Genomic DNA, 24,481 nt, shown 5'->3' with positions numbered 1-24,481 from the left:
GGTATGTCTGCGTACGAAACGATGCCGTTCCACCTGGAGACCGAGAGGCTGATCCTGCGGCCGTGGGCCGAGTCGGACGCCGCCGACTTCTGCACCCTGCTCGCCGAACGCGGAAAGGGGACGCCGACGGTCGAGCACATCCGGACCGCCATCGCCGAGCTGCTCACCGCGACGGAGAGCACCGGGATCGCCCTGCTGCCCATCCAGCGCCGTGACCAGGGCGACTTCATCGGCTACTGCGGGCTGATCATCGGCCGCTCCTCCCTGGAGGAACCCGAGATCGCGTACGAGCTGTTGCAGCGCGCCCATGGGCGCGGCTACGCCACCGAGGCGGCCGGTGAGGTGCTCGGTGCCGCCGCGGCGACCGGCCGGAAGCGGCTGTGGGCGACCGTCGGCGCATGGAACACCCCGTCGTTCCGCGTCCTGGACAAGCTCGGGTTCGAGCGGGACCACGTCTCGACGGAGGACAGCGGTGAGGTGGTGTGGCTCACCCGCTCGTTGCCGTGACGCTGTCGGCCGGGGCCGGGGCCAGCGCCTCGGTCTGGGGCAGGGTGGCGATCTTGGCTCTGACCCGGGCTTCGTTGGGGTGGCCCGAGCGGTGCAGGAAGGCGGCGGCCGACTCCCAGGCCTGCCGGGCCTGCTGGGACTGTCCGTCGGCGGCGAGGGCGTCGCCCAGGTTCTCCTGGCTGACCGCCTCACCGGTCGCATCTCCGATCTGCGCCCGGATCGCGATCGCGGCCCGGATGGAGGAGACGGCTGCCGCGGTGTCGCCCAGGTCCAGCGAGGCGGTGCCCAGGCCGTCCAGTACCGCGGCCTCCAGGTAGCGCAGGCCCGCCTCGCGGCAGATCTCCAGCGCCTCCCGGTAGCAGGCCGCCGCCCGGTCGGAGTCCTTGTTGGCCTGGTGGACGAAGCCCAGGTTGTTGAGGGTGGCGGCGGCCCCGCTCAGGTCGCCGGTGCGCCGGCGCAGCGGTAGCGCCCGCTCGAACCAGACGACGGCCTCCGGTGTCCGTCCCAGCAGGTGCAGGACGCTGGCGAGGGCGCTCAGATGGGTGGCCTCGCCCTGCAGGTCGCCCGACCTCCGGCAGACCTCCACCGCCTCCTGGCACTCCGTCAGGGCCAGGTCGTACTGCTCCAGGGTCCGATGAGCCATGCTGAGCCCGCCCAGCATCCAGGCCTCCCCGGACGCGGAGCCCGCCCGGCGGGCATGGCGCAGGCCCACGGTGTAGGACTCCAGCCATTCCTGCAGGTGGCCGCGCATGTTGAAGAAGTGCAGCAGCGTCGCCGGCAGCAGCCAGGCCTCGGCGTCCAGGCCGGCGTCCCCGGCCAGGCGGACCACCGCCACCAGGTTCGCCCGCTCGCTCTCGCACCACTCCAGGGCCCGGTCGGCGTCCTCGAACGCGAGGCCGGCGATGCCCACGGCGCCCTCGACGCCCGAGTCGGCCGCCTCGGACCGGAACCTGCGCCGGTGCGGGTAGACCAGGTCCATGGCCTGCTCCGCCGTGCGCAGGTACCAGGCCGTCAGGCGCCGCACCGCCGCACGGTGCCAGGAGTCGCTCTCGTCCCGGGCGGCGCACTCCTGGGCGTAGGCGCGCAGCAGATCGTGCATCCGGTAGCGGCCCGGCGCCGGGGACTCCAGCAGGCTGACGTCGACCAGCTGCTCCAGCAGTCGCTCGGCCTCCCTGGACGTCTCGCCGAGCAGGGCGGCCGCGGCCGCCACACCGATCTCGGACAGGGGAGCCAAACCCAGCCCGCGGAAGGCGCGGCCCGCGTCCGAGGCGCCCTGCTGCTCGGCCAGCACCAGTTGGGCATAGCTCATTCGAAAGGTGGCACGCACCGCCGCATCCGCGGTGTCCAGGGTGAGCGTGTCCAGGCGTTCCCGCTCGTCGCTCAGACGGGCCGCCAGGTGGGCGACGGTCCACCCGGGGCGGCTGGCCAGCCGGCTCGCGGCGATGCGCAGGGCCAGCGGCAGCCCGGCGCAGTAGCCGAGGACCGCCCGGACCGCCTCGGGTTCGGCGGCGACCCGGCGCTGCCCGACGACGGCGGTGAACAGCTCGGCCGCCTCGGCCTCGTCCAGCACGTCCAGGTACTCGGTCGCGGCGCCGGCCAGTCCCACCAGCCGGCTGCGGCAGGTGACCAGCACACCGCTGCCGCCGACACCCGGGAGCAGCGGCCGGACCTGGGCGGCGTCCAGCGCGTTGTCCAGCAGGAGCAGCATCCGGCGGCCCGCCAGCAGGGTCCGGAACAGCGCGGAGCGGGCTTCGTCGCCGCGCGGGACCTCGCCCTCGGACACCCCGAGGGCGCGCAGGGCGTCACCGAGGACTTCGGCCGGGCTCAACGGCGACTCGCTCATTCCGCGCAGGTCGACGTAGAGCTGCCCGTCCGGGAACGACCCGGCCACGGCGTGGGCGACGTGGACCGCGAGGGTGGTCTTTCCGATCCCGCCGGTCCCGGTGATGGTGGACACCACGACGACGCGGTTCGCGGCTTGGCCCGCAGGGGGCAGGAGCAGTTCACGCAGTCGGCTGACCTGGTCCCGGCGGCCGGTGAAGTCGGGCAGGTCGGCCGGGAGTTGGGCCGGGACGGGAGCTGGCGGGGCCGGTGCCGGGGTCGGTGGGGCCACTGTCACGGTCGGCTCCGTGCCCGCGCCCGCGGGCCCGTCCGGGCTGAGGACTGCGCTCGGGTCGCGTTCCCGGTCAAGTTCCGGGTCAAGTTCCGGGTCCAGGGCCAGGATGCGCCGGTGCAGTTGCTGCAGCGACGGGCCCGGGTCGGTTCCCAGCTCCTCGGCGAGCAGGGTGCGGGCGCGTTCGTAGGCGGTCAGGGCGTCGGCCTGGCGGTCGCTGCGGTACAGAGCGAGCATCAGCTGGCCGTGGAACACCTCGACCAGGGGGTGCTGGACTGTCAGCGCCCGCAGTTCGGCCAGCACGTCGGCGTGCCGCCCGAGCCGCAGGTCGGCCTCGATCCGCCAGCCCAGGGACTGCATCCGGAGCTCGCGCAACCCCTCCAGGTCCGCATGGTCCGCGGCGCCGGGGGACAGGTCGGTCAGGACCTCCCCGCGCCACAGCCGCAGCGCCCCGGTCAGCAGGTCGGCGCACCCGGCCCAGTCCCCGGCGGCCCTGGCCCTGCGTCCGCGCGCGGCGAGGTCGGCGAACACCTGGAGGTCGAGCTCACCCTCGCGGACCTCGATCAGATAGCCGGTCCCCAGCGCTTTGATGCGGCTGCCGTCCCGGGGCCCGAGGATCCTGCGCAGCCGCATGACGTAGCTGCGCAGGGTGGTGGCCGCCGCCTCGGTGGGCCGGCTCTGCCAGACGGCCTCGGCCAGTTCGTCCAGCCCCACCACCTGGTTGGACCGGAACAGCAGAGCGGCCAGCAACGCCCGCTGCCGACGCGCCGGGACGGCGACGGGCACTCCGTCCTGCCGGACCTCGAGTGTCCCCAGCAGGCCGAACCACAGTGCTGGTTCCCCCATTGCTTGTGTTGCCCCCTGTCGCGCGCGTACGGGCGACAATAGGCGTTATGGGGGGTTTCAAACGCTCCCGGCCGCTGTTCTCAGAAACTGCTTACCGTCCTTACCTGTCTGCCGTCGGGGAGAGCCAGCTGGGTACGCAGCCCTGTGCCGCGGTCTGGGCGGTGCGGATCCGGGCGTAGAGGTCCAGGACCGTCGGTGGGTGCGAACCCACCAGGGTCGCCCAGGACTGCGCCGCTGCGGGTGCGGCGGGTGCGGCGGTCGCAGCGGCCGTCACCGGCGGTGTGGCGGGGGAGTCGTCCGACAGGCAGTGCTGCTCGGAGCGCAGCCAGCTCAGCAGCGCGGTGTCCGAGCCGGAGCCCGCCGACGCAGGATGCGCGAGGACCTGGGCCACCGCCCGGTCCGACCACCGCTGCGCCCGGGCGAGCACGGGGTCGCCGGCGGGGAAGCAGGCCTTCGCGTCGTGGACTGCGAACATGGACCACAGCGGGTCGGAGGTCTGCTGACTCTTGGCCTGCCCCAGGCCGGCGAGCCAGGATCCGAGCACGGTACGGGACTTGGCGTCGCACCCGCCGAGCACGTCAGAGGCGGCGGCCAGCAGCGTCAGATCCTGTGCCGACGACGGGGTCAGCCGTGATTCGAATGCCCGGACCAGGGCCGGGGTGATCCGGTCGGGGGCGTCGGCCAGCGCGGCGACCAGTTCGGTGCGCGGGTCGCCGGCCAGACCGCCGAGGTCGACCAGGGCGAGTTCCTGGTCCACGAGTTGACGGTCCGTTGCGGACAGCGGGGCCGAACGCAGTGCGGCGATGCCGAAGCCCGCGCTCACCGGCGAGGGCGCCACCGATTCCGGCAGCGAACCGTCCCAGCGCAGGGCGCGCTGGGTGCAGTCGGTCAGAGCGGCGGGCACCGGCGCCGCCGCGTGCCCGGCCGCCGCATCGACGCCGACCGCCTGGTAGAGGGCGCTGACCGGGCAGGTCAGGCTGGGGGTGGTGGCCAACTCCTGCTCGAGGGAGGAGAAGTAGCCGTTGGCCGCACCGCTGAAGGAGGTGCCGGGGGCGAGCGTCGGGTCGACCCCTTGCTGGACCAGCTCCGCCATCACCGCTAGATCCGGGGCGTCGGCGATCCGGGTACCGCGCAGCTGACGGTCGTAGCGGGCCCGCACGTCGGCGGCCGGGTAGCAGTGCTGCGCGGGGTCCGCGGCGGCGATGTCGACCAGGAGCCCGAGCAGGGCCGGGTCGGTGCTGGTCTCGCCGGTTCTCAGTACCGCGCAGGAGGTGGTGAGGGAGGTGTCCAGGAAGGCGGCGAGCGCCCGGGTCACGGCTGCGTTCGCGGGGACCGACCGCGACTGGCGCAGGTCGCGGGCGGTGCCCTCCAGGGTGTTGAGCAGGAGGTTCAGGCTGCTGCCGGACAGGTCGGCGCCGGTCAGGTAACGGCCCAGGGCGCTCTGCCGCGCTGCGGGGAGCAGGCCGTAGTGTCCGCTCTGGTCGAGGTGGACGATGCCGAGGACGTCGAGCAGCGGCTGACCTGAGGCGCCCTTGCGGGGCAGCGAGTCCAGCACCCCTGCCAGTGAGGCCAGTACGGTGCTGCTGGGGCGTGCGGCGGGGGAGGCGAACTGGGAGATCTGCACGGCGTCGACCAGCTCGGTCGTGTCGGTGCCGGAGCCGGGATCGACGAAGACCGGCAGCGGGCCGGCGGGCTGCATCAGGTCGATCAGTGCGTCCGCGGCGGTGGCGCCGGCCGCGGTGGCGGGGTTCACCGAGGGGGTGGTCGCACCGCCGCCGCGTGCTGCGAGTGCCGCGCACAGGACCGCGCCGCAGACGATCACCGAGACCAGGGCGAGGAGCGGGCGCGCCGCCCGGCGAAACCGCCGGACGGCGCGCCCCACGAGGGAGAGCTCCACGTCACAGGTACTTCGTTCCGGAGGCGGACGGCGTGCAGGAAGTCCCCGGGAACTGCAGGTCCACCGAGGTCGTCTGGGCGAACGAGGTGGCGAACCCGCCGAACTGCACCTCGTACTCACCGTGGTGGTACGAGTGGACCTTGCTGGCCGAGACCGTGTACTGGATCTTGTCACCGGAGATCGACTTGAAGCCGCTGCCCGGGCCGTTCCAGCTGGTACCGATGCCGGAGATGGTGTAGGTGTCGGTGAGCGTCAGGGTGGTGGCGTTCGCCGGGTTCTTGCCCAGCCAGTAGCCCCAGGAGTCGCCGTAGACCTGACCGCTGGTGGCCCCGTAGGAGATGACGCCGTCGTTGAACTTGGCCTCGGCGCCGCCGGCGACACCGAGGCAGTTGAGCTTGCTGTCCTCGGCCAGCGACACCGTGGTGTCCGGGTGGACCAGGGCCGGACGCGCCGCCCCCGCGCTCTGCGCGCTGACCGCGGCCAGCCGTGCGGCGGCGGCCTGCGCGACCGGGTCCGCCGAGGCGACCTTGGCGCTGCCGGCCGCCCCGGAGGACTGGGCGAAGGCCGGTGCTGCGCTCAGCGCCGCGAGCCCGGGGCCGAGCAGCGCGAGCGTGCCGATGACCGCAACGGCCCTGCGCTTACCTGCTTGTACCATGCTGCTGCTCCTCAGTGCGTACTGCGTGGATGCCGTCCTGCTGCGAGGTGCGGAGCTCCGAAGAAACTTGATGCGTCCTCGTCAGCGGGGCGGGATCAGCCTCTCGGTCCGCTGTGGCAGAGCTGTGGCTTCCGTGTGGCACCGGCCCCCCGGTGGGGCCGCTCCCTGAGCGACGGACGGGCCTGGGAGACTTCCGGGGTGACCTCCTCGAACGCGACCGACCGCAACTCCCTGCTCCGCCGTGGCCTCACTCTGGAATACGTCACGCTCGGCTGGAACGTGGTGGGCATCGTCGTGCTGGGCGCTGCGGCGATCGCGGCCCGTTCGGTGGCGCTGGCGGGGTTCGGGCTGGACTCGCTGATCGAGATCGGCGCCTCGACCGTGGTGGTGTGGGAGCTGTCGGGCACCGGCGAGGACCGTCAGCGCCGGGCGCTGCGGCTGATCGGCGCGGCCTTCGTGCTGCTGGCCGGGTACCTCGCGGTGCAGTCCACGGTGGTCCTGGCCGCAGGTTTCCGGCCGCACCACTCGGCGCTGGGCATCGCCTGGACCGCGGTCACCGCTGCGGTGATGTTCGCCCTGGCGGCGGGCAAGGCCCGGACCGGGGCGGCCCTGGACAACCCGGTGCTGAGGACCGAGGGCCGGGTCACCTTCGTCGACGGGGTCCTGGCCGCCGCCGTCCTGCTCGGCCTGGTGCTCAACGCCCTGGCCGGCTGGTGGTGGGCCGACCCGCTGGCCGGGTACGTGCTGGTCTACTACGCGGTGCGCGAGGCACGGGAGATCTTCTCCGGCCACCACTGACGCCCGAACCGCTGACGGCCAGGTCGGCGGGGTGCGGCTAGGCGGTGTCGGGCGACAGCGTCTTCATGGTGACGTAGCTGGTCACGGCCGCTATGCCGGGGAGGTTGGCCAGCCTGTTGGCGTGGAAGTCCTCGTAGGCGGGCAGATCGGCTACCTCGACCTGGAGCATGTAGTCGTAGTTGCCGGTGACGTGGTGGGTGTTCACGACCTCGGGCAGTCGGACGATCGCACGCTCGAACGCGGCCACGTCCGCGTGCGTGTGCCGGACCAGCCTGACGCCGGCCAGGACCCGTAGTCCGCGGCCGATCGCGGCGGGGTCGATCAGCGCGCGGTAGCCACGGATCACCCCGCTCTCCTCCAGTCGGCGGACGCGCCGCAGGCAGGGCGAGGGCGACAGGCCGACCTTGGCGGCGAGCTCGGCGTTGCTGATGCGACCGTACCGGTCGAGCACCGCCAGGATCTCCCGGTCCACCTTGTCCATGGTGGCAGATTATTGCGCAGTCACCGCTGCTACAACATCTGGCACGCATGCCGGGGCGCAATTTGCTGCCGAAGTTGCCGGGATCGGCCTCCGTCCGCGTCCCGGTACCGTCCCGGTCGGCCAGGCTTGGGTCCAGGCGACACCTACTTCGCGGAGGACCTGATGAGGACACTGCTCACCGGCGGCACAGTGGTCAGCATGGACCCGGCGGTCGGCGACCTCGGCCGGGGCGACGTGCTGATCGAGGACGGCGTGATCGCCGAGGTGGCCGGGCGCATCGACGCGCCGGACGCCGAGGTGATCGACGCGACCGACCGCATCGTGATGCCGGGCTTCGTCGACAACCACCGCCACACCTGGCAGACCCAGTTCCGCGGCGCCGGCGCCGACTGGACCTTCCCGCAGTGGGCGGTGGCGATGCACGGCACGGTGAAGCCGCAGTACCGGCCCGAGGACGTCTACCTGGGCACCCTGCTCGGCCGGCTGGAGGCCCTGCACTCCGGCGTGACCACGATGCTGGACTGGTTCCACTGCGCGCTCAGCCCCGAGCACGCCGACGCCGCCGTGGCGGCCCTGCGGGACACCGCCGGACGGTCCATCTTCTGCTACGGCGCGGGATGGGGCGGCACCGACCCGGTCGACGCCGAGATCCGCCGCGTCCGCGCCGCCGTGCCCGGCGACGGCCCGGTCACCCTGGCGCTGGGGCTGCGCGGCCACGAGGACACCGGCATGCAGACCCTCGCCCGGGAGCTCGCCTTGGCGGCCGAACTCGGCCTGCGCACCAGCGTGCACACCGGCTCCGACGGAACCGCCCGCCCGATCGCCGACCTGCACCGGCACGGCCTGCTGCGGGACACCACGACCTTCGTCCACGGCAACGGCATCGGCGACGACGAACTGCGGATGCTCGCTGACGCGGGGTGCTCGGTGTCGGTCAGCCCGGATGTCGAGCTCAAGATGGGCTTCGGCTGGCCACTGACCGGCCGGATGCTCGCCGCGGGGCTGCGCCCCACCCTGTCCGTCGACGACACGCCCTCGGCCGGCGGCGACATGTTCTCCACCATGCGCACCGCCTACGCCGTCCAGCGCGGCCTGGACGGGACCCTGCGCTCCCGGGACCTGCTGTCGTTCACCACCCTGGACGCCGCCGCCTCCTGTGGGCTGGCGGCCCGCACCGGCAGCATCACCCCCGGCAAGGACGCCGACCTCATCCTGCTGCGCACCGACGACCTGACTGTGTTTCCGGTAACCGACCCGGCCGGGACCATCGTCTCCGCGGGCCACCCCGGGCTGGTGGACACCGTGCTGGTGGCCGGCCGTGTGGTCAAGCGTGACGGCGTCCTGGTGGACGTTGACCTGGCGAAGCTGCGGACCCGGCTGCTGGAGTCCCGGGACCGGATCGCCGCGGCAGCCGGCATCGCGCTCGACGGCAGCTGGCAGCCCCGAGCGGAATCCGAGTGATCCGGCCGGTGCGGATGGTCAGTTGACGCCGAGGTTCCGGGCCTGGCGGGTGGCGGCTCGGATGCCGTCGGCGAAGGGGTCGCCGTGGCCGGGCAGCAGTAGGGCCGGCTTCGGCTCGGCCAGCTCGGCCAACTCGTCGAGGCGGTCCAGGGCGGCGAGTGCGGCCCGGCTGTCGTGGGTGAAGCAGCGGCTGACGATCGTGGGTCCGGTGCGGCCGGAGAACGCGTCGGCGGTGACCAGGGCGTCGCCGGTGAACAGCAGTCCGCGGTCGGCGAAGAGATAGGCGGCGCTGCCGGGAGTGTGGCCGGGCAGCGCGACGGCCTGCGGGGCGCCGGGCACGTCGGTCAGCACCTGGTCGGCGTCGAAGGCCCGCGCGCCCTGGACCGCGTGCGCGGTGAAGGCACCGGAGCGGGCCAGCTGGAGCGGGAGGGCGAGCGTGGAGGGCCTGCGCAGCAGGTAGGGGAGCATCGAACGCTCGGGCTTGGCGTAGCGGGTCACGCTGCGCGGGCCGTCGCGCAGGATGCCGGCGTCCTGCTGCTGGATCCAGACGACCGCTCCGGCCTGCTGCAAGGTGTGGGCCAGGCCGGTGTGGTCGAGGTGACCGTGGGTCAGCAGTACGGCGCGGACGTCGGCCAGGGAGTGGCCGAGGCCGGTCAGCAGCCCCTGCAGCTGTTCCAGATGGGCGGGCGTCCCCGCGTCGACCAGGATGGGACCGTCCTGGTCCTCGATCAGGTAGAAGTTGACACCGTGATCGCCGAGGCGGTGGACGCCAGGGGCCACCTGGGTGGGTGCGGGACGGGACATGCGGACCTCCGGCAACCGGGCAGTAATTCAATACAGTCGACTGTATCAAATAAGGAGGGTGCGCCGATGCCAGCCGAGACGCCACGCCGGCCCTACAACTCCGGGCGCCGGCGCGAGGCCGCGCTCCGCAACCGCGCCGCGGTGCTGGAGGCCTGCCGCGAGCTGCTGTTCCAGGACGGCTACCACGCCACGACCGTGCGCGCGGTGGCCGAGCGGGCGGGTGTCTCCGTCGAGACCGTCTACAAGACGTTCGGCGGCAAGCCGGGCCTGGTGAAGGCCCTGTGGGACAGCACGCTGGCCGGCGACGACGAACCGGTGGCCATGGCGGACCGCCCCCAGATGCAGGAGGTCCTGCGGACCGGCGAGCCCGCGGCCAAGCTCCGGCTCTACGCCGGGTTCGTACGCGGCATCCATGAGCGGATCACCCCGCTGTTCACGCTGCTGACCCAGGCCGGCCCGGAGGTCGGGGAGGTCCTGGAGGCCGGCGAGCGGGAGCGGCTGATCGGGGTCACCGCGTTCGTCGCGCACCTCGACGAGACCGGCGCGCTGCGGCCGGAGGCGGACCGTGCCCACCTGGCGGACGCCCTCTGGGCCCTGGCCGGCCCGCAGTTGTACACCCAGCTCACGGTGGGGCGGGGCTGGTCGGCCGACGCCTACGAGGAATGGCTGGCCACCACCCTCGCCGCGACGCTCTGAGGGTGTGCGCAGGCGCGGGTTCGGGCCATGCGGCCCAACGCAGGCAGGTGGTGGTAGGGCTCGCCGTAGCGTTCAGTTTCATCCATTGCAATGATCGAGGGCACTTCCGTTGCGTTAGATCCAAGGTCGATGCAACAGTTTTCTGGCATCTAACTGCGATGATATGGATCTGTCGCAACGAGAATGTTGTCGGATTATGGAAAGCAACGTAGCGTTTCTCTTGTTGGAAACAGCGAACGACTACGGGAGAGCATGATGCAGAAGTTCGACACCCCCGCCCCGGTCTCCGCCGTCCTGGAGATCCCCGCCGGCCGGGTCCAGTTCATCGCCGCGGACCGTACGGACACCACCGTCGAGGTCCGGCCCGCCGACCCGGCCAAGGGCCGCGACAGCAGGACCGCCGAGCAGACCACCGTCGAGTACGCCGACGGCGTCCTGCGGATCACCGCCGCGGCCACCGGCAGCCGGCTCCTCGGCTCCGGCTCCGTGGAGGTCACCGTCCAACTGCCGGCCGGCTCCCATGTCCAGGCCAAGGCCGCCGGCACCGAGCTGCGCGGCGTCGGACGCCTGGGCGACGTCGTCTTCGACGGCGCCTACCGCACCATCAAGATCGACGAGGCCGCCAGCCTGCGGCTGACCGCGGTCGACGGCGACGTCGAGGTCGGTCGCCTCGGCGGCTCCGCCACGATCAGCACCGCCCGCGGCGACATCCGGATCGCCGAAGCCGCGGCCGGCACCGTCGAACTGCTCACCCAGTCCGGCAACATCTCCGTCGCCGCGGCCCCCGGCGTCTCCGCCGCCCTGGACGCCGGCACCGGCCACGGCCGCGTCCACAACTCCCTGAAGAACGACGGCACCACCGCACTGACCATCCAGGCCACCACCTCCCACGGCGACATCACCGCCCACAGCCTCTGAAGCGGCACCCACACTGCCATCCGGCTGGGCACGCACGAATGGACCGCCCAGTGCCGGCCCCCTGCCCAGCACGACAGGGAGCCGGCACTGCGGTGTTCTTCACCCCTTGCTGCGGTCCAGGGCGGTGACCTCACGTACGGCGTCGGCGACGGCGCGGAAGTCCTTGCGCAGGATCGCACCGTGGTTGCTGGGGGCCTTCGCACTGATCTGGATGTTCGGGTTGCGTTCGGTCACCGCAGGGAGGCTGGTGCGTATCTGTTCGTGGCCACCCTGGCTGCCGAAGGACTCTCCCGAAGCGCCGTAGCCGCGGGCCCGCTCGGCCCTTGGCCGTGGAGCGCCGGCTCCAGGACCTGATTGCCTGTTCAGGTTCCGTCTCGGGCCTCGGACTCGGATCGAGTGACTGTCCGTGAATGCGCGTCACTCGCGTCGTCCTGGGAGAGCGATGGGTGCTACTTCTCGGCCTTGCCGGGTTCCGCGTTGATGGACTCCTGATAGATGTCCGCATGCGTGCGTGAGTCCTTGACCAGGTCGTCGCAGAAAGCGGCAACGTCGCTGCCGATGAGTTCCAAGACTCCCTTGCCCCCGGCGACGCCCTCCTCGAAGAAGTCGACGATCCCGGGGAGCAGGGGCCCGTCAGGCAGGTCGACCGGTCCGACCTTGAACAGGTACCTCTGCATCTCCTTGTAGACGATCTGGTAGTCCGGCGGGAGCGCCTTGACCCGAGCCATGTGCGTCCGCCACTGCTTCTTGCCCTCGATGATGTCCTGGATGCTCACGTCAGCCTCCCAGCCGGCTCAACTTCTTTGCTACGTTCCTGTTCAGCTGCTCGCGCCACCGGTCGCGATAGGTTCGAGCCCCTTCACCGCCGGCCAGCGCCGTGCAGAACCCGCGGATGTCGTCGCCGAGCACCTCGTCGACGCTCTGCCCGTCCGCCGCTGTCTCTTCGAGCAGCCCCAGGGCGGCGTCGAGGATCGGCATCAGGTTGCGGCCGGTGAACCCCGCATAGGGGAAGAGGTGGCCCTTGATCTGTTCCCAAGCCGCCCGGTGGTCGTCCGGCAGGGCTTCGGCCCGGGCTTCGAACTCCTTCCACTGCCTGGTGAGATCGCTGCCCGTGATGGAATCCCAGAGGTTCATCTCCCGCCCTCCTTGAGCCTGTTGATGCGTGATGAGAGGTACTGCCATTTCGCCCAGAACTTCGCGAGTTCCTCGCGTCCGGCGTCGTTGAGCGCGTAGAACTTGCGCGGCGGACCGACTCCGGATGGTCGTTTCGCCACCTGGACGAGTCCGTTCCGCTCCAGTCGCAGCAGGATGGTGTACACCGTCCCCTCGACGACATCGGCGAAGCCGAGCTCGTTCAACTGACGGGTGATGGCGTACCCGTAGGTTTCCTCACCGCCGATGATTTCGAGCACACACCCTTCGAGCGTGCCCTTCAGCATCTCCGTCAGGTCATCCATTGCGGCCCTCCTCGGTTCCATCGGTACTGCGTGCTACCGAGTACCAGTACACGGTACCACCGAGTAGTGGGGCATGTCAGCGATCGGCGACCACGGACCTTTGGGGGCGTGGCGCATCGGCCGCCGTCAGACGGCCAGCGGGGCAGGCGCGGTGAGCCGTTCGCTGAGCTTGAGCAGCCGCTCGACCGAGCGCTTGTCGTTGACCTGCGGGCCGGGAACGCCGAGCGCCAGGCCGTCGTAGTAGCCGCCGTTGACGACCTCGGTGTCCGGGCGGCAGAGCTCGGCCACGGTTTCGGCGATCTCGTTGGCGGGCCGACCCAGCGTGCCGTACAGCGGCCGAATCGGCGTCTCGGCCACGCCCGGGTGCACGGTGATCGCGGTGTGCCCGGCCGGGAGCCACTTCGCCAGGGTGCTGACGAAGGTCGTCAGCGCGAGCTTGGACTGCCCATAGGCGACGACCCGGGAGTAGCGCTTGGAGCGGGTCAGGTCGGTCCAGTCGATGTTGGCGGTGCGGTGCAGGCTGGAGCCCAGGGCGACGATGCGGCTGTCGGCGCTGCGGGCCAGCGGCCGCTCCAGTAGCCGGGTCAGCAGATAGGGCGCCAGGTAGTTGACCTGGAAGGTGACCTCGTTGCCCTGGTCGGTGAGAGTGCGCCGCTCGGGGGCCATCATGCCGGCGTTGTTCACCAGCAGGTCCAGCCGCTCGTGACGCTCCGCCAGTTCGGAGCCGAGGTGGGCGACCTGGTCGAGCTGGGCGAAGTCGGCGACGGCCTGTTCGAGCTGTTCCTCGGGGATGCCGACGGCGGTGAGCTGCGCGGCGGCCAGAGCAGTGCTCTCGGCGGTCGGTCCGTGCAGGATCACCCGGGCGCCGCCGATGGCCAGCAGCAGGGCGGTCTCCAGACCGATGCCCGCTGTGGCGCCGGTGACCAGGACGGTGCGGTCGGTGAAGGCGAGGCCGTGGGAGGAGGCAGAAGACACAGTGATCCGTTCATGGGGGGACCGCACCGCCTTCGGGCGGGGCCGGTCCAGGGGGGATGTCGAAGGTCACCGCTCCCGGCGACATGTGTGCGGGGGAGCGGGCAGGGGCGCACGGGGGCGCCTGCGGCCGGAGCCGGGAATGCGGTTCAGCGGTACCGGTCAGCCAGCGGTATGCGGCGGTCGGTCGTCGTGCAGACGACCCGGATGCGCGGCTGCGGCGGCGTGCTGGGGCCGGGCAGGACCGCACGGCGCCGTGACGACGCTGCCGGTGCGGTGGATGCGAGGGCCCATGGGGCACGATCCAAGCGGCTGCCGGGGCCGCGGGGCAAGCCGTACACGGAGTTCCTGACACGGCTTTGACGAGGGCGGCGGAAGTTCCGCAGAGCGATGCCAGGTCGGCATCAAGGCAGCGTTCATACGTATATGGGAACCATTAAGGAGCTTTGCAAGGTCGGGCCCGGCGATGTTGCATGAATTGCGAGGGATTCAACCGGATCTCCCTGGGAAGCAAAGAGCAACGGTCGCGGTAGGCCGGACAGAGGGAAGCGAAGCACCATGGCTGAGAACGTTCGGGTCGTCGTCGGCGTCAGCGGATCGCTGAGCAGCCTGGCGGCGCTGCACCGCGCCGTGGCGGAGGCCCGCAGGCTGGACGCGGTGCTGGTTCCGGTCCTGGCCTGGCACCCGGTGGGCGGGGAGCTCGCCTACCGCTCGCACCCCTGCCCGCCGCTGCTGACCGTGTGGGAGCAGGCGGCGCGCAAGCGCCTGCACACGGCGTTCGAGCAGTGCTTCGGGGGTTACCCGGCCGGCCTGCGGATCCAGCCGGTCCTGGTGCGCGACGAGAAGCCCGGACACGCTCTGGTGCAGGTCGCGGACCGTCCCGACGACGTACTGGTGGTCAGCACCGGACGGCAGGGCCGGCTGGCGCGGCTGTTCCACGGCTCGGTCAGCCGCTACTGCCTGGCCCACGCGCGCTGCGCGGTGACGGCCGTCCCGCCGTCGGAACTGCTGGACGCCCTGGAGGCGGCGGCCCGTGACGGTGAGCCGATGACGCTCCCCAGTCGCTGGACCGACGCGGCACACGCCGCCTGACGACCGGGCCCGCCGGCGGACGAACTGCGCAAGGGCCCGCGACCCCGCTTGCCGAGGTCGCGGGCCCTTTTGCGTGATCAGGCCGCGCCGACGACCAGGACCACCGCGGTGAGGAACAGCGCCACGCCCGCTGCGGCGAAGGTGTAGTCCACTGCGCGGCGCTCGCGGCCGAGCACCAGGAGCTTGCGGGGGTCGGCGCGGTCGTAGACGATACGCACCGTACGGCCGTCCACCAGCGGCAGCGAGCGTGCCGAAGGGACCGGCGAGAAGACTTCCATCACCGGTCCCTCTTCATCCGTGTCGAACTGCAGCAGCGGGGCGGAGTCACTGCCGGGCCGCTGTTTGACCAGTGCGTCCGCCGGCACGCCCTCCCGGAGCAGTCGGCGGGTCTCCGCCAGCGAACCGACGCCGACGAGGTAGGCGACCAGTCCGCCGAAACCCAGCAGCACCGCACTGACCACGAGCGCCGACGTGTCCATTGCTTCCCCCGGTCCGGATTCAGTTGAGGTAGCCGACACCGGCGTGGCAGTGCATCGTGCCGTCCGGCACGGTCTGCGGCGCGAGCGTGGCTGCGGCCGTCGCTGTTGCCTCCAGGGCGTGGTTGGCCGGGACGATGACGACCTCGCACTCGGCGCGGGCCCAGCAGTAGCGGGCCACCGGGCCGTGCAGCACCCCGCCGCTGCGGGTGCCGCTGTGCCGGCCGCCGCCGACCACCAGCAGGTCCTGCGGTCCGGTGGCCAGTGCCACAAGGGCCCGTCCGGCCTCGGAGCGCACCGTGCGCGGCTGCACCCGGACCCCCTGCGCGGCTCCGTCCAGGGCCAGCTCCACGATGCTGTCCAGCCGCAGCCGGGCCGCGTACTCCAGCTCCGACAGCGGGCGCAGGCTGTCGCCGTCGCAGGCCATCCAGGCGGTCACCGGCACCAGGAGCGCGTCCCGACTGCGCGCCTCCGCCAGACCGCGCTGCAGCGCGGCGAGGCTGCTCAGCGAACCGTCGACCCCGACGATGACCCGCGCGCCCTGATTCATGGTGACCATGGCAATCCGTTCCTTCCCAACCACTGAATGCTGTGTCTCCATGAGATCCCCGGTTCGGCCGGTGCCGGGCCTGCCTTGACGCAGGATCTACGCCTGCTGAGCCCTCCTTGACGGTCCCTTGATCAAGGGCCGGACCCAGGCCGGGCTCAGGCCCGGAACTCGGCCAGCCGGGGGCGCACGCCGACCAGGCAGAGCAGCAGCACCAGCACCGCCGCACCGCCGAGCAGCGGGATCCGGAAGGACAGCTGGCCGTGGCCGCCGTGCGCGGCGGCGCCGAAGGCGTCGGCGTTGACGGCGATGACCTGCTGCAGGGCGGCGTCCTGGGCCTCGAAGGCGGCGTTGGAGCCGCCAGGGGACAGGCTGGTGCCGTAGGCGATGGCGTCGTCCAGCCTGCCCTCGGCGACCAGGGCACGGATCTTGCGGTCGTCCAGCTCGTAGGCCTGGTAGGTCGTCAGTGCCCGCTCCGCGGCGGCCCGTTCCCCAGTGAAGGTGATGTTGCGGAACTCGGTGCCGTAGAAGCCGCCGAAGCCGACGTCGGTGCGGTCGGCCCGGTACGCGGTGACGGCGGCGGCCAGAGCGGTGTCGTAGCCGGTGATGTCGGCGCTGGGGAGGGCGGCGATCTGCTGCGAGGCGGCCTCGAAGGCGTCCTGGTACTGCGGGGCCCGTTCGCGGTCCAGCAGGTAGCGGCTCTCGTCGGCGTTGGCGTCGGAGACCACCGCCCGGGCCCGGCTCAGCGCGACCACGGAGTCGAAGGCGTCGTGGCGGGCGACCCGCAGGGTCTCGCGCTGGTCCGGCAGCAGCGTGCCGGCCAGCGCCAGGAAGGCCACCACCAGCACGGTCGCCGCGGCCAGCGCGGGGTTGACGATGCGTCGGAAGGTCCGGGTCAGCCAGACCTGGAGCGCCAGCAGTCCGGCCAGCAGCGCCGCGCCCAGCCCCAGGGTCCAGCCCTCGGCGCTGGACAGCGCGGACCGCTGCTGGTCGTAGCTGGCGGTGAAGGCGGCGTTGTTGGCCTGCACCAGCCGGTCGGCGGCCGGCAGCAGGGTGGTCCGCATCAGGTCGGTGGCCTGGCGGTACTCGGCCAGCGCGGTCGGATCCGGGTGGCCGGCGGCGGCCTTGGCCTGGTCGTTCAGCTCCATGGCCCGGCCGGCCAGGTCCTGGTAGCGGCCCATGCCGTCCAGCACCCCGGCCAGCGCCGACTGCACCCGGGCGTCGCCGGCGGCGCTGACGGTGGCCTGCTGCAGGTCGTGGTCGGCGGTGGTGCGGTCCTGGGAGTACTGGGTGAGTGCGGTGGCGCGCTGACCCGCCAGTTTCGGGTCGGCGCCGAAGACCATGATGTTGGCGGTCTGCGCGTCCAGGTCGGTCAGCGACTGGTACAGCCCGGTGGCGTCCAGTACCTGCGGCGCCTGTCGACCGGTCACCGCGGACCAGGTGCTCTGCGCGCCCATGGCCGCGGTGAGCACCACGGTTGCCAGCACCACCGTCAGCAGCAGGCAGCCGGCGGTGAACCAGCGCAGCCGCGAGGGCACGTTGGCGGCCCGGGGCAGCCGTGCCTGCAGGCGTGGCGGCCGTGGGGCACCCTGCCCTTGTCCGGGTGCCCCACGCCGCCGCCCACTGCGTGGGCGCAGTGCGTCCGAACCCCCACCCGGAGTCGGACGCTCTGTTTCCACCTCGGGATCGCGTTCGCTGACCGTCACCATCTCTGTTGCACCGCCCCCTAGAAAGCCCGACCCCTCAACGGGTCGGCCATACGCCCGGCCCCCCACGAGCCGACGGCGCGAACGGAGCAGTGCCATGCCGACGGGTGTGCGACTGTGCGAGGTCGGGCGGCAACCCCGCCGACCCCCCACCGCGCCTCCCCGGGGGTCGCAACGACCCCCGCCCGCAACTGTGCCGAGGCTTCGCCCGGCCCGTGAGCGGTCCTGACGCCGCCCTGACGCGCTGCTCGGTGATCTTTACGCGTTCCTGTCGCGGGGCGCTGCTCGAGGGTGACGGGCTCATCTCCTCCTGGTGGCAAGCCTGTTGATTGCGGGAAGGCTGTGGTGGGCGTCGAGCCGCTGCCTTAGGATATTGAGGGCGGGGCGACATGCAGATCGTGCTGGGGGGCGGATGTGCAGCAATTCGACCAAGCCATTTTCTCGGTGCTGGGGGCCAGCAAGTCGGGCAAATCCAGCTATCTCATGGCGTTGTACTCCACGATGGACGGCATTGACGGCGGATTCAATCTGAACAGTGGGGGCGACGACCAACAGGACATCGCTTTCGCGTCGGCGTGGGACGCCTTCGTCGAGACCCTTCAGGTACCGCCCACCGACGGCGAACCCGTGGAATACACGCTGGTCTTCGGCCGCGGCCTGGAACGGAAGGTCGACATAAAGTGGACCGACTTCCGGGCGCATGCGCTCATGGACCTGTCCCCTGAGGGCTACGGCGTCGAGCTGGTCGAGCAGGTGAATCGGGCCCACACGATTTTCGTGGTCCTGGACGGTGAGAAGCTGCGCCGCCCGATTGCGCCCGCGGATCTCGCCCGGGTCAAAAGCGAGATGCAGATACCGCGGATGACGAAGATCCTCACGGACGTCTTCCAGGAGCGGAAGCGCCACGGCATGTCGCAGCCTTCCGTCATCGTTCTGGTCACCAAGGCCGACACGATTTCCTGGCAGAGCGGCGACGCCGCCAACGGGAATGTCCGTTCGATGCAGGACGTCGTCGAGGACGTCTCGAAGCGGCTGCTTCCCTACGCTTTCCTGCCGGAGATCAGTTCGGCGATCTGTCCGGTGAGCATCGGCTCGCTCGGTCTTAACGGCGATCACCTGACCGGCAAGGTCGAGCCGAAGCGGGTCGGCGCTCCGCTGCTGATCGCGCTCGTCTACTTCTACGAGACCAGGCTGGCGGAGTGCAACGAGGAGGCTCAACAGCTGGGCCGGCGTGAAGCGGACATCCAGCGACAGCTCCTCAAGCCCGTCGTCGAGCGACCGCCCTGGGGGCACAACCGGGCCCAGGCCCGGTTGCGGACCGAGCTTGACGGGATCGCGGAGCAGCGGGAGAGGCTGGAGCAGCGGCAGATCCTGTACGCGGACGAGATCACCAAGATTCGCTCCGAGATCCTGCATCAGCAGCAGTCGCCCGACGGCGTCATCCCGGCTCCGTGGATGTCCGGGAATGTCTGACCACGAGGGCGTCTGGACGCCGGTCGTCTACGGTCGCAACTCCCGCGCGGACGTCTGGTGGCAGGTCCGCCCGCCCGCCGCCGATCCCGCCTGGTTACAGGAGACGGTGGTGGGGTGCGCCGTCGCGCACGGCAAGGACCTGCGGGAGGGCCCCCGACTGCTGCTGGCCCAGCGGTCCGGACTGCGCCTGGTCGGGGTGGCCTGCAGCGCCCGGTTGCTGAGCGGCACGATGTACTCCGACGGCAGCCGCGACCTGCACTGCTTCGTCGGCTGGCTGACCACGGACCTGTCCGCGGGACCGGACTGGGAGACCTTCCTCGGCGCGTACCAGCAGAGCGCCGCGGAGGTCTACGAACGCCATATGAGCCGGGTCTGGGACAAGGCGTACTGGGCGCTCGGCGAGCCCGATCCCGGCACCGCCGTTCCTGCTCCGTGGCCGGCCTCCGCCGAGGAAGTCGGACGGCCGCCCGGCCTGCCCAGGCGGGGATATGTCGAGCCTGGCGGCTGGGCCGAGGTCTGGAACGGTGCGCTCGCCACCGGGAAGCCGCTGACGGTCGTGCTCGGCTGGGCCTCCCGGCAGGCCGCCGGCACCGGGAACGGCGCTGACTACATCGGCATCGGTGCCATCCGCGCGACGCCGGCCGCACCGCCGGCCGTACCGGTACCAGTACCCGTGCAACTGCCGTCGCCGCCCACGACCTCGGCGGTACCACTGCCCCAGTCGGCGACGGAAGACGTAGCCGCTGACCCGGACCGGGACACAGGCCCGGCCGGAACCGGCGGCGCGGTCGGTGCGAGGGGCGGGCTCCGGGCGGCCGCCGCCGTGTCGGTGGTCTGCCTGCTGCTCGGGCTGCTGGTCGGATACCTGGTCTGGGGCCGGAACAGTTCCCAGACCGTCGGCAGTGCGCAGCCGCCCGCCGTCACCACGCAGTCCCCGACGCCGACGCCCGATCCAACGCCGACGCCAACGCCGACCCCCAGCCCGTCCCCGTCCCCGATCGTGGTGCACGCGACCCTGCAGGGCGGGAGCAGCTTGGACGGCCTGCAGCTCACCTCTGCCGGAGCCCTGACGTCAGCTGACGGTACGACAGGTGTCCAGCTCCCGCACGGTCAGGAGGTCACCGCGGAGAACTGTCGGAAGGCGCTGGCCTCCCGGTCCGCCCGACTGCCGGCTGTCAGGCCCTGGGCCGGGCTGACGGTCTGCACAGGTACGAAGGGTTCCTCCGACGTGATGGTCGCCACCGTCACCGGGGTGCAGAACTCGGCGAAGCTGCACGCAGTCTCCATGACCGTCGGCATCACTGCGGCCGGCGGCACCTGAACAACCGCGCGGCCTCCTCGGCGAGGCGGCCCACGAGGTTCTGCGCGCGGTCCACCGGCGACTCGGACGACGGCTCGACCGGTGCCGCGCGGAGCGGTTCGACCTCGGTGAGGACGCCGTTGACCAGCAGGATCGCGCACGGATCCGGCTGTTCGGCGGCTGCCTGCGCGGCTCCGGCCACGGTGGTGAGTGCATGACTGGAGAAGGCCAGGCCCGGCTCCCCGGCCGCCAGGCGCTCGATCCGCGCCAGGAACGCCCCGCGCGCCCGCTCGCCGCCGACGGGTCCTGCCCACGACCCGTCGATCTCCGCCTCGGCGCTGGGCTCCGGGTGCGTGGCGTAGGCTGCGCCGAGCAGCTCGGCGAGGCGCCCCGCCACCGGCTCGCAGGGGACGGTGCCGGCCAGCATTCCGTCCACGGTATCGGCGTCGAAGACGGCGTCGAGGCGTGCCCCGAACCGTTCGCGCTGCTCGGGATCGAGTCCCATGGCGACGAGTGACCTGACCAGCCCGGGTTGGTCCGTCAGCTCCTCCACGACCAGCGTGTAGCGGATCCTTGTGCTGCGCACGTCCCGTCGGATCGACGGCACTCCGCTGACCAGCACGGCGGGTGAAGCCCCGCCGCGCACCACGATCTCCGGTTGCTCCAGGACGACTCGCCCGCGGTGCGCCAGCGGATGCCACCAGAAAACGGGGGGCGACTCGCCGAGGAAGTCGTAGTCGAGTTGCTGTGCCCACCCCCGGGTCATCAGATAGGGCTTCACCTCAGCTGCCACACCTCCACCCGGGGGTCGTCGGCTTCCGTGGACAGGGAGCGGAGTGCGCTGTTGAGCTTCCGTTCGCTCTGCTTGGCCGCGATCAGCTGTTTGGCGGTCAGTATTCCATCGCGCCGGGCCCACCAAGCCTCGCCGCTCAGATAGAAGGTGAGCGCGCCGAAGAAGCCCTTGCGCAGGTAGCGCCGTTCGAAGATCCTCCGCTGTTCCTCGGTGGCCGCCCTCGCAAGTTCCGTGTTCCGGGCCGCCTGCGCGGAGATGACGGACCGGCACAGCTCCCGCATCACCGTGGCGGCGGCCTTCTCCTGGATGCGCGGGGGCCGCCCGCGGAACCGGTAGTGTCCGGTGAACTCCAGATACTCCCCGCCGACGTCGTGCCAGATCGGCTCCATGAGTTCGACGCAGCCGTAGGTGTCGATGGGGGCGTAGACCACCTTCACCCGGCCGGGCGCCTCTGCCTCGGCCGCCTCCACGGCGTCACGGTAGGTGTCCTGGACGAGCTGCCTGAGTCGGGGTGCCTCCTTGCCGCCGCCGCCGTTGTCGTCGAAGTACTTCTCGCACTTGAGCGGGGCCAGTACCAGGACCGCGGGTTCGCTCCCGCTGTCCTTGCGGGAGCGGGCCCAGAGCCGGGTCATGGCGGTGACCTCCTCGATGCCGAGGAGGTCGACCACCGATCCGCGTTCGGCCGGCTTGCGCGCCTCCATCAGTACCGCCGCGTCGATGGGGACCAGCAGCATGACGCTCCGCTGGATGTGGTCCTCACAGGCCGGCCATTGCTGCTGGGCCTCGGCGGACCGGTTGCGGGTGACCGGGTTCAACCACCCGCCGGGGTAGTCGAGGATGCTGAAGGGGATCTCGATATCGATCCGGTCCTGCGGAGCCACGCCCGGCTCGCTGTCGGCGCGCAGGACCACCTCGTACAACGACGTCGTCTGGTTGCCGCTGAGCGCGGCGGCGTCGAACTCCTCGGCCGCGATCGCCCGGCGCAGCGCGCGCCGCTGCTGGTGGATGCGCTCCTCGGTGGTCTCTCCGGCGAGGATGCGGACGCCCGTTCCGGCGAGTTGCCGCTCCGTCTCGGAGAGGATAGCGGTCAGCAGCGTGGTCTTGCCGACCCGGGACGGGCCGACGACCGCGACCCTGAAGGGCTCCTGCTCGACGTCGACGAGCTCACTCATCCGTTGCTCCTCTTGCTGCCTGTCAGCGCCTGGTTGAGGTGGTTCAACGCGTCCTTGGCCCGCTGGATCCGGACCGTGGACGTGGCCGGTCCGGAGACCTCCTCGGGCCAGAGCTGGTCCTGGAAGCCGGTGGTGACATTGAGGAAGTCGTCCGGAGTCCCGGCCGACCGGATGAAGGCGTCCTCGAAGTACTGCCCGTAGGCGAGCAGGATGAGCGCGTTCGCCGACGGTTCGCCCGACAGCATGCCGCCGATGTCGGTGATGACCGACCTGGCCAGTCCTGAGATCTGATTGAAGAGCTGGTGTCCGCCTTCCGCGGTCGCGGCAAGCGTGAGCATGGAGAAGAACTGCTCCTCGGTCTCCTTGCGGTGGTACGGCATCAGCGCCTCCAGCTTGCGCCACACCTCGGGCAGCAGCCTGGTGCGGTAGTCCAGCCGTACGTCCAGGGCCTGGTCGAGGGCCTTCACCAGGGAGGGACTGTCGTGGTCGGCGCTGTCCAGGGTGTCGCGCAGGTTCCGCAGTACCTCCTCCGGGCTGTCGCCTTGCAGGAGGTTTGCGAACCGGGGCCCGAGCCCTCCGGCCAGCCCCTTCCAGAACTCGTTCCGGCGCTTGTCCAGCATGGAGTCGATGTCGTTGAACCGGATGGCGATCTCGGTCCGGATTCCGTTGAGCGTGTTCTGCATCACCGTGGCGGGGCCTGCGGCCCGCAGCATCTTCGGCAGGACCTGCTCGACCCAGGCTGCTTGCCCGCCTTCGACGCCAAAGCCGTCGATGACCCAACTCCTGGCCCGGTCCTGGACCTTGGTCACCTCGTCGAGGAACTCCTGATCCGCGTACTCGGCGCCGGTCCGGGCCTGGAGTTCCTCGATCCAGGCGTGCAGATGGGTGGTCACCTCGTCCAGCAGCTCGGTCCGCTTGTGGTCCAGGCGCAGCAGCTCGCTGGGGGTGTGGATCGATCGCAGCGCGGCGAGGTGGCGTCCGATCAGACCGCGGAGCTGCTCGCGGCCGGTCTCGCAGGCGGCCTGGGCGAAGGCGAAGACGTCGGCGTCCATCCGGGGCAGGGCAGTGGCGAGGTGTTCCAGGACGACCTGGAGCACCTGCTCCTTCACCTGCTCGCGGTCGGCGGAGTCCGCCGTGATCACGTTGTAGGAGCGGTCGTCCAGGCCCTCGTTGAGCCGGTCGCGGATGTCCCGCTGGAGGGCGTCGATGTTCTCGGCGGCGCAGCCACCGGAGTTGACCAGGATGGTGACGAAGTCCCGCACCGCTGCCGCGCCGCTGGCGTCGATGATGAGCTGCAGGGCGTCGCCGTCCTCGACCGACCACAGGGCGTTGGTGTCGGTGGGGCGTTTGACGACGATCACGAAGTCGACGTCGTCCTTGAGGCCGTCGAGGTGGTGCCGGTCGGCGTCGGGGACCAGCTCGCCCAGCCCCGGCAGGTCGACCAGGCCGAGGTCGGCCACGTCGTCGATGGGGAACCTGCAGGTCACGGCGGCATCCTTGACCGCGAGATAGCGGCGGTCGGGTACACCCGGGCCGGTCGTCGCCGCAGGATAAGCCACCCAGTCCTTGAGCGACGCCAGTTCGGACTCGGTCAGGGTGACCTCGCGCTGATGCCCGGTCAGGTAGCCACGGAACGAGGGCAGGGCCCGCTGCATCTCGCGCAACCGGGCCAGCATGGGACCGGATTTCGGATGGGGGCCGACGTCACCGGTGAGTTCGTCGGCGGTGGGCGGATAGCGGAAGGTGCTGAACTCCAGCAGGGTCCTCGGCGTCGGCATGAGGTTCAACGCCCGGTGGTAGGGCGCGAGCACACCGGCGCAGAAGGAGGCCTCGTTGTGCAGCGTCAGCACGGCCCCGGTGCGCACCGTCGAGTGGTAGATGCTGCTGCGCACGGCCGTGACCGGCTGGCCGCGGCCGGCCGGGATCTGATCGTCGCTCAGGCCGGAGAGTGACTGCAGCAGGGTGCTCTTTCCGTTCCTGGCCCGGCCGCTGACGCCGATGTTGATCGTCCTGCGGCTGACCCGTGACCGTACGCCCGCCAGTGCTCCCAGGGCGGCCACGGCGATGGCGTCCATCGCCGCGACGTCCAGGTCGGCGGTCGCCGCGATCGCGGTGACCTCGTCCCCCTCGCGCAGGTCGTCGAGGGCGGCCCCGAGATCGGCGATCATTCCCCTGACGGTGGTCCAGTAGGCGGTCTCCCGCTCCACCATCGGGATCTGGCGCATCCGGGCTTCCAGAACGGCTGCTATGCGCTCGTTGTTGGTCGGCAATGTGTGTCTCCCCCCAGAGAAGCCGGCACAGGTGCTACCAGCCATTG

The 24,481-nt window shown here is 71.2% G+C and carries 24 protein-coding genes; 8 read left to right on the top strand and 16 right to left on the bottom strand.

The window, feature by feature from the left end:
• Window positions 1-3: 3 nt before the first annotated feature.
• Window positions 4-507, top strand: a complete 504-nt coding sequence (locus tag ABUW04_RS03685; RefSeq protein ID WP_380562626.1) for a GNAT family N-acetyltransferase — start codon at window positions 4-6, stop codon at window positions 505-507.
• Here ABUW04_RS03685 and ABUW04_RS03680 read toward each other — a convergent pair.
• From ABUW04_RS03680 to ABUW04_RS03670, 3 genes are all read right to left on the bottom strand, one after another.
• Window positions 488-3,466 carry an AfsR/SARP family transcriptional regulator gene (locus ABUW04_RS03680; protein ID WP_380562625.1) on the bottom strand — a complete coding sequence of 993 codons (2,979 nt, stop codon included), beginning with the start codon at window positions 3,464-3,466 and terminating at the stop codon, window positions 488-490. The two genes, ABUW04_RS03685 and ABUW04_RS03680, sit on opposite strands and share 20 nt — an antisense overlap.
• A 100-nt stretch (window positions 3,467-3,566) precedes the next feature.
• Complete coding sequence (locus ABUW04_RS03675) at window positions 3,567-5,363, bottom strand: hypothetical protein (RefSeq protein ID WP_380562623.1); 1,797 nt, start codon at window positions 5,361-5,363, stop codon at window positions 3,567-3,569.
• Between the two features lies 1 nt (window position 5,364).
• Window positions 5,365-6,018, bottom strand: coding sequence for a hypothetical protein (locus tag ABUW04_RS03670; protein ID WP_380562621.1), 654 nt, complete (start codon window positions 6,016-6,018; stop codon window positions 5,365-5,367).
• A 198-nt stretch (window positions 6,019-6,216) separates the two neighbouring features.
• On the opposite strand from ABUW04_RS03670, the gene ABUW04_RS03665 reads away from it, so the two are divergent.
• Window positions 6,217-6,816, top strand: coding sequence for a cation transporter (locus tag ABUW04_RS03665; RefSeq protein WP_380562619.1), 600 nt, complete (start codon window positions 6,217-6,219; stop codon window positions 6,814-6,816).
• Window positions 6,817-6,853: 37 nt separating this feature from the next.
• Here the strand turns inward: ABUW04_RS03665 and ABUW04_RS03660 are convergent, their stop codons facing one another.
• Entirely contained in the window at window positions 6,854-7,297 is a 444-nt protein-coding gene (locus tag ABUW04_RS03660) for an Lrp/AsnC family transcriptional regulator (protein ID WP_380562617.1), read from the bottom strand.
• Window positions 7,298-7,459: 162 nt separating this feature from the next.
• On the opposite strand from ABUW04_RS03660, the gene ABUW04_RS03655 reads away from it, so the two are divergent.
• Entirely contained in the window at window positions 7,460-8,758 is a 1,299-nt protein-coding gene (locus tag ABUW04_RS03655; protein ID WP_380562615.1) for an amidohydrolase family protein, read from the top strand.
• 18 nt (window positions 8,759-8,776) lie between these two features.
• On the opposite strand, the gene ABUW04_RS03650 is transcribed toward ABUW04_RS03655, so the two are convergent.
• The gene (locus ABUW04_RS03650) at window positions 8,777-9,562 is read right to left on the bottom strand and encodes an MBL fold metallo-hydrolase (protein ID WP_380562613.1); all 786 of its coding nucleotides are present in this window, start codon (window positions 9,560-9,562) and stop codon (window positions 8,777-8,779) included.
• A 66-nt stretch (window positions 9,563-9,628) separates the two neighbouring features.
• Between ABUW04_RS03650 and ABUW04_RS03645 the strand changes: the two genes are divergently transcribed.
• Window positions 9,629-10,258 carry a TetR/AcrR family transcriptional regulator gene (locus tag ABUW04_RS03645; protein WP_380562611.1) on the top strand — a complete coding sequence of 210 codons (630 nt, stop codon included), beginning with the start codon at window positions 9,629-9,631 and terminating at the stop codon, window positions 10,256-10,258.
• A 255-nt stretch (window positions 10,259-10,513) separates the two neighbouring features.
• A complete protein-coding gene (locus ABUW04_RS03640) occupies window positions 10,514-11,176 on the top strand; it encodes a DUF4097 family beta strand repeat-containing protein (protein ID WP_380563436.1) in 663 nt (220 codons plus the stop codon).
• 99 nt (window positions 11,177-11,275) lie between these two features.
• On the opposite strand, the gene ABUW04_RS03635 is transcribed toward ABUW04_RS03640, so the two are convergent.
• From ABUW04_RS03635 to ABUW04_RS03615, 5 genes are all read right to left on the bottom strand, one after another.
• Window positions 11,276-11,410: a hypothetical protein gene (locus ABUW04_RS03635; protein ID WP_380562609.1), complete on the bottom strand. Its 135-nt coding sequence runs from the start codon at window positions 11,408-11,410 to the stop codon at window positions 11,276-11,278.
• Between the two features lie 215 nt (window positions 11,411-11,625).
• The gene (locus ABUW04_RS03630) at window positions 11,626-11,952 is read right to left on the bottom strand and encodes a DUF1048 domain-containing protein (protein ID WP_380562607.1); all 327 of its coding nucleotides are present in this window, start codon (window positions 11,950-11,952) and stop codon (window positions 11,626-11,628) included.
• 1 nt (window position 11,953) lies between these two features.
• Window positions 11,954-12,310: a DUF1048 domain-containing protein gene (locus ABUW04_RS03625; RefSeq protein ID WP_380562605.1), complete on the bottom strand. Its 357-nt coding sequence runs from the start codon at window positions 12,308-12,310 to the stop codon at window positions 11,954-11,956.
• Window positions 12,307-12,633, bottom strand: coding sequence for a PadR family transcriptional regulator (locus tag ABUW04_RS03620; RefSeq protein ID WP_380562603.1), 327 nt, complete (start codon window positions 12,631-12,633; stop codon window positions 12,307-12,309). The genes ABUW04_RS03625 and ABUW04_RS03620 overlap by 4 nt, the downstream gene beginning before the upstream one ends.
• Window positions 12,634-12,759: 126 nt before the next feature.
• Window positions 12,760-13,608 carry an SDR family NAD(P)-dependent oxidoreductase gene (locus ABUW04_RS03615; protein WP_380562601.1) on the bottom strand — a complete coding sequence of 283 codons (849 nt, stop codon included), beginning with the start codon at window positions 13,606-13,608 and terminating at the stop codon, window positions 12,760-12,762.
• 555 nt (window positions 13,609-14,163) lie between these two features.
• Between ABUW04_RS03615 and ABUW04_RS03610 the strand changes: the two genes are divergently transcribed.
• Window positions 14,164-14,697, top strand: coding sequence for a universal stress protein (locus ABUW04_RS03610; RefSeq protein WP_380562599.1), 534 nt, complete (start codon window positions 14,164-14,166; stop codon window positions 14,695-14,697).
• Between the two features lie 77 nt (window positions 14,698-14,774).
• Here ABUW04_RS03610 and ABUW04_RS03605 read toward each other — a convergent pair whose 3' ends face one another.
• From ABUW04_RS03605 to ABUW04_RS03595, 3 genes are all read right to left on the bottom strand, one after another.
• Window positions 14,775-15,176: a DUF3592 domain-containing protein gene (locus tag ABUW04_RS03605; RefSeq protein WP_380562597.1), complete on the bottom strand. Its 402-nt coding sequence runs from the start codon at window positions 15,174-15,176 to the stop codon at window positions 14,775-14,777.
• A 19-nt stretch (window positions 15,177-15,195) separates the two neighbouring features.
• The gene (locus ABUW04_RS03600) at window positions 15,196-15,732 is read right to left on the bottom strand and encodes a universal stress protein (RefSeq protein WP_380562595.1); all 537 of its coding nucleotides are present in this window, start codon (window positions 15,730-15,732) and stop codon (window positions 15,196-15,198) included.
• Window positions 15,733-15,878: 146 nt separating this feature from the next.
• Window positions 15,879-17,258 carry a hypothetical protein gene (locus ABUW04_RS03595; protein WP_380562593.1) on the bottom strand — a complete coding sequence of 460 codons (1,380 nt, stop codon included), beginning with the start codon at window positions 17,256-17,258 and terminating at the stop codon, window positions 15,879-15,881.
• 582 nt (window positions 17,259-17,840) lie between these two features.
• On the opposite strand from ABUW04_RS03595, the gene ABUW04_RS03590 reads away from it, so the two are divergent.
• Window positions 17,841-18,899 (top strand): hypothetical protein, encoded by a 1,059-nt coding sequence (locus ABUW04_RS03590; RefSeq protein ID WP_380562591.1) that lies wholly within the window; start codon window positions 17,841-17,843, stop codon window positions 18,897-18,899.
• Window positions 18,892-20,220: a hypothetical protein gene (locus ABUW04_RS03585; RefSeq protein WP_380562589.1), complete on the top strand. Its 1,329-nt coding sequence runs from the start codon at window positions 18,892-18,894 to the stop codon at window positions 20,218-20,220. Before ABUW04_RS03590 ends, ABUW04_RS03585 begins: the two co-directional genes overlap by 8 nt.
• Here the strand turns inward: ABUW04_RS03585 and ABUW04_RS03580 are convergent.
• From ABUW04_RS03580 to ABUW04_RS03570, 3 genes are read right to left on the bottom strand one after another with little or no spacing between them, the layout of a single operon-like run.
• Window positions 20,198-20,992: a hypothetical protein gene (locus ABUW04_RS03580; protein ID WP_380562587.1), complete on the bottom strand. Its 795-nt coding sequence runs from the start codon at window positions 20,990-20,992 to the stop codon at window positions 20,198-20,200. The two genes, ABUW04_RS03585 and ABUW04_RS03580, sit on opposite strands and share 23 nt — an antisense overlap.
• On the bottom strand, window positions 20,977-22,164 hold the full coding sequence (locus tag ABUW04_RS03575; protein ID WP_030258650.1) for an ATP-binding protein: 1,188 nt from the start codon (window positions 22,162-22,164) through the stop codon (window positions 20,977-20,979). The genes ABUW04_RS03580 and ABUW04_RS03575 overlap by 16 nt, the downstream gene beginning before the upstream one ends.
• Window positions 22,161-24,389, bottom strand: a complete 2,229-nt coding sequence (locus tag ABUW04_RS03570; protein ID WP_380562585.1) for a hypothetical protein — start codon at window positions 24,387-24,389, stop codon at window positions 22,161-22,163. The genes ABUW04_RS03575 and ABUW04_RS03570 overlap by 4 nt, the downstream gene beginning before the upstream one ends.
• Window positions 24,390-24,481: the final 92 nt, after the last annotated feature.

It is taken from the genome of Streptacidiphilus jeojiensis (genome assembly GCF_042510965.1).
GTDB classification, from domain to species: Bacteria; Actinomycetota; Actinomycetes; order Streptomycetales; family Streptomycetaceae; genus Streptacidiphilus; species Streptacidiphilus jeojiensis.
Note: the sequence above shows the minus strand (reverse complement) of the source record. Positions and strands in the feature narration are given on the sequence as shown.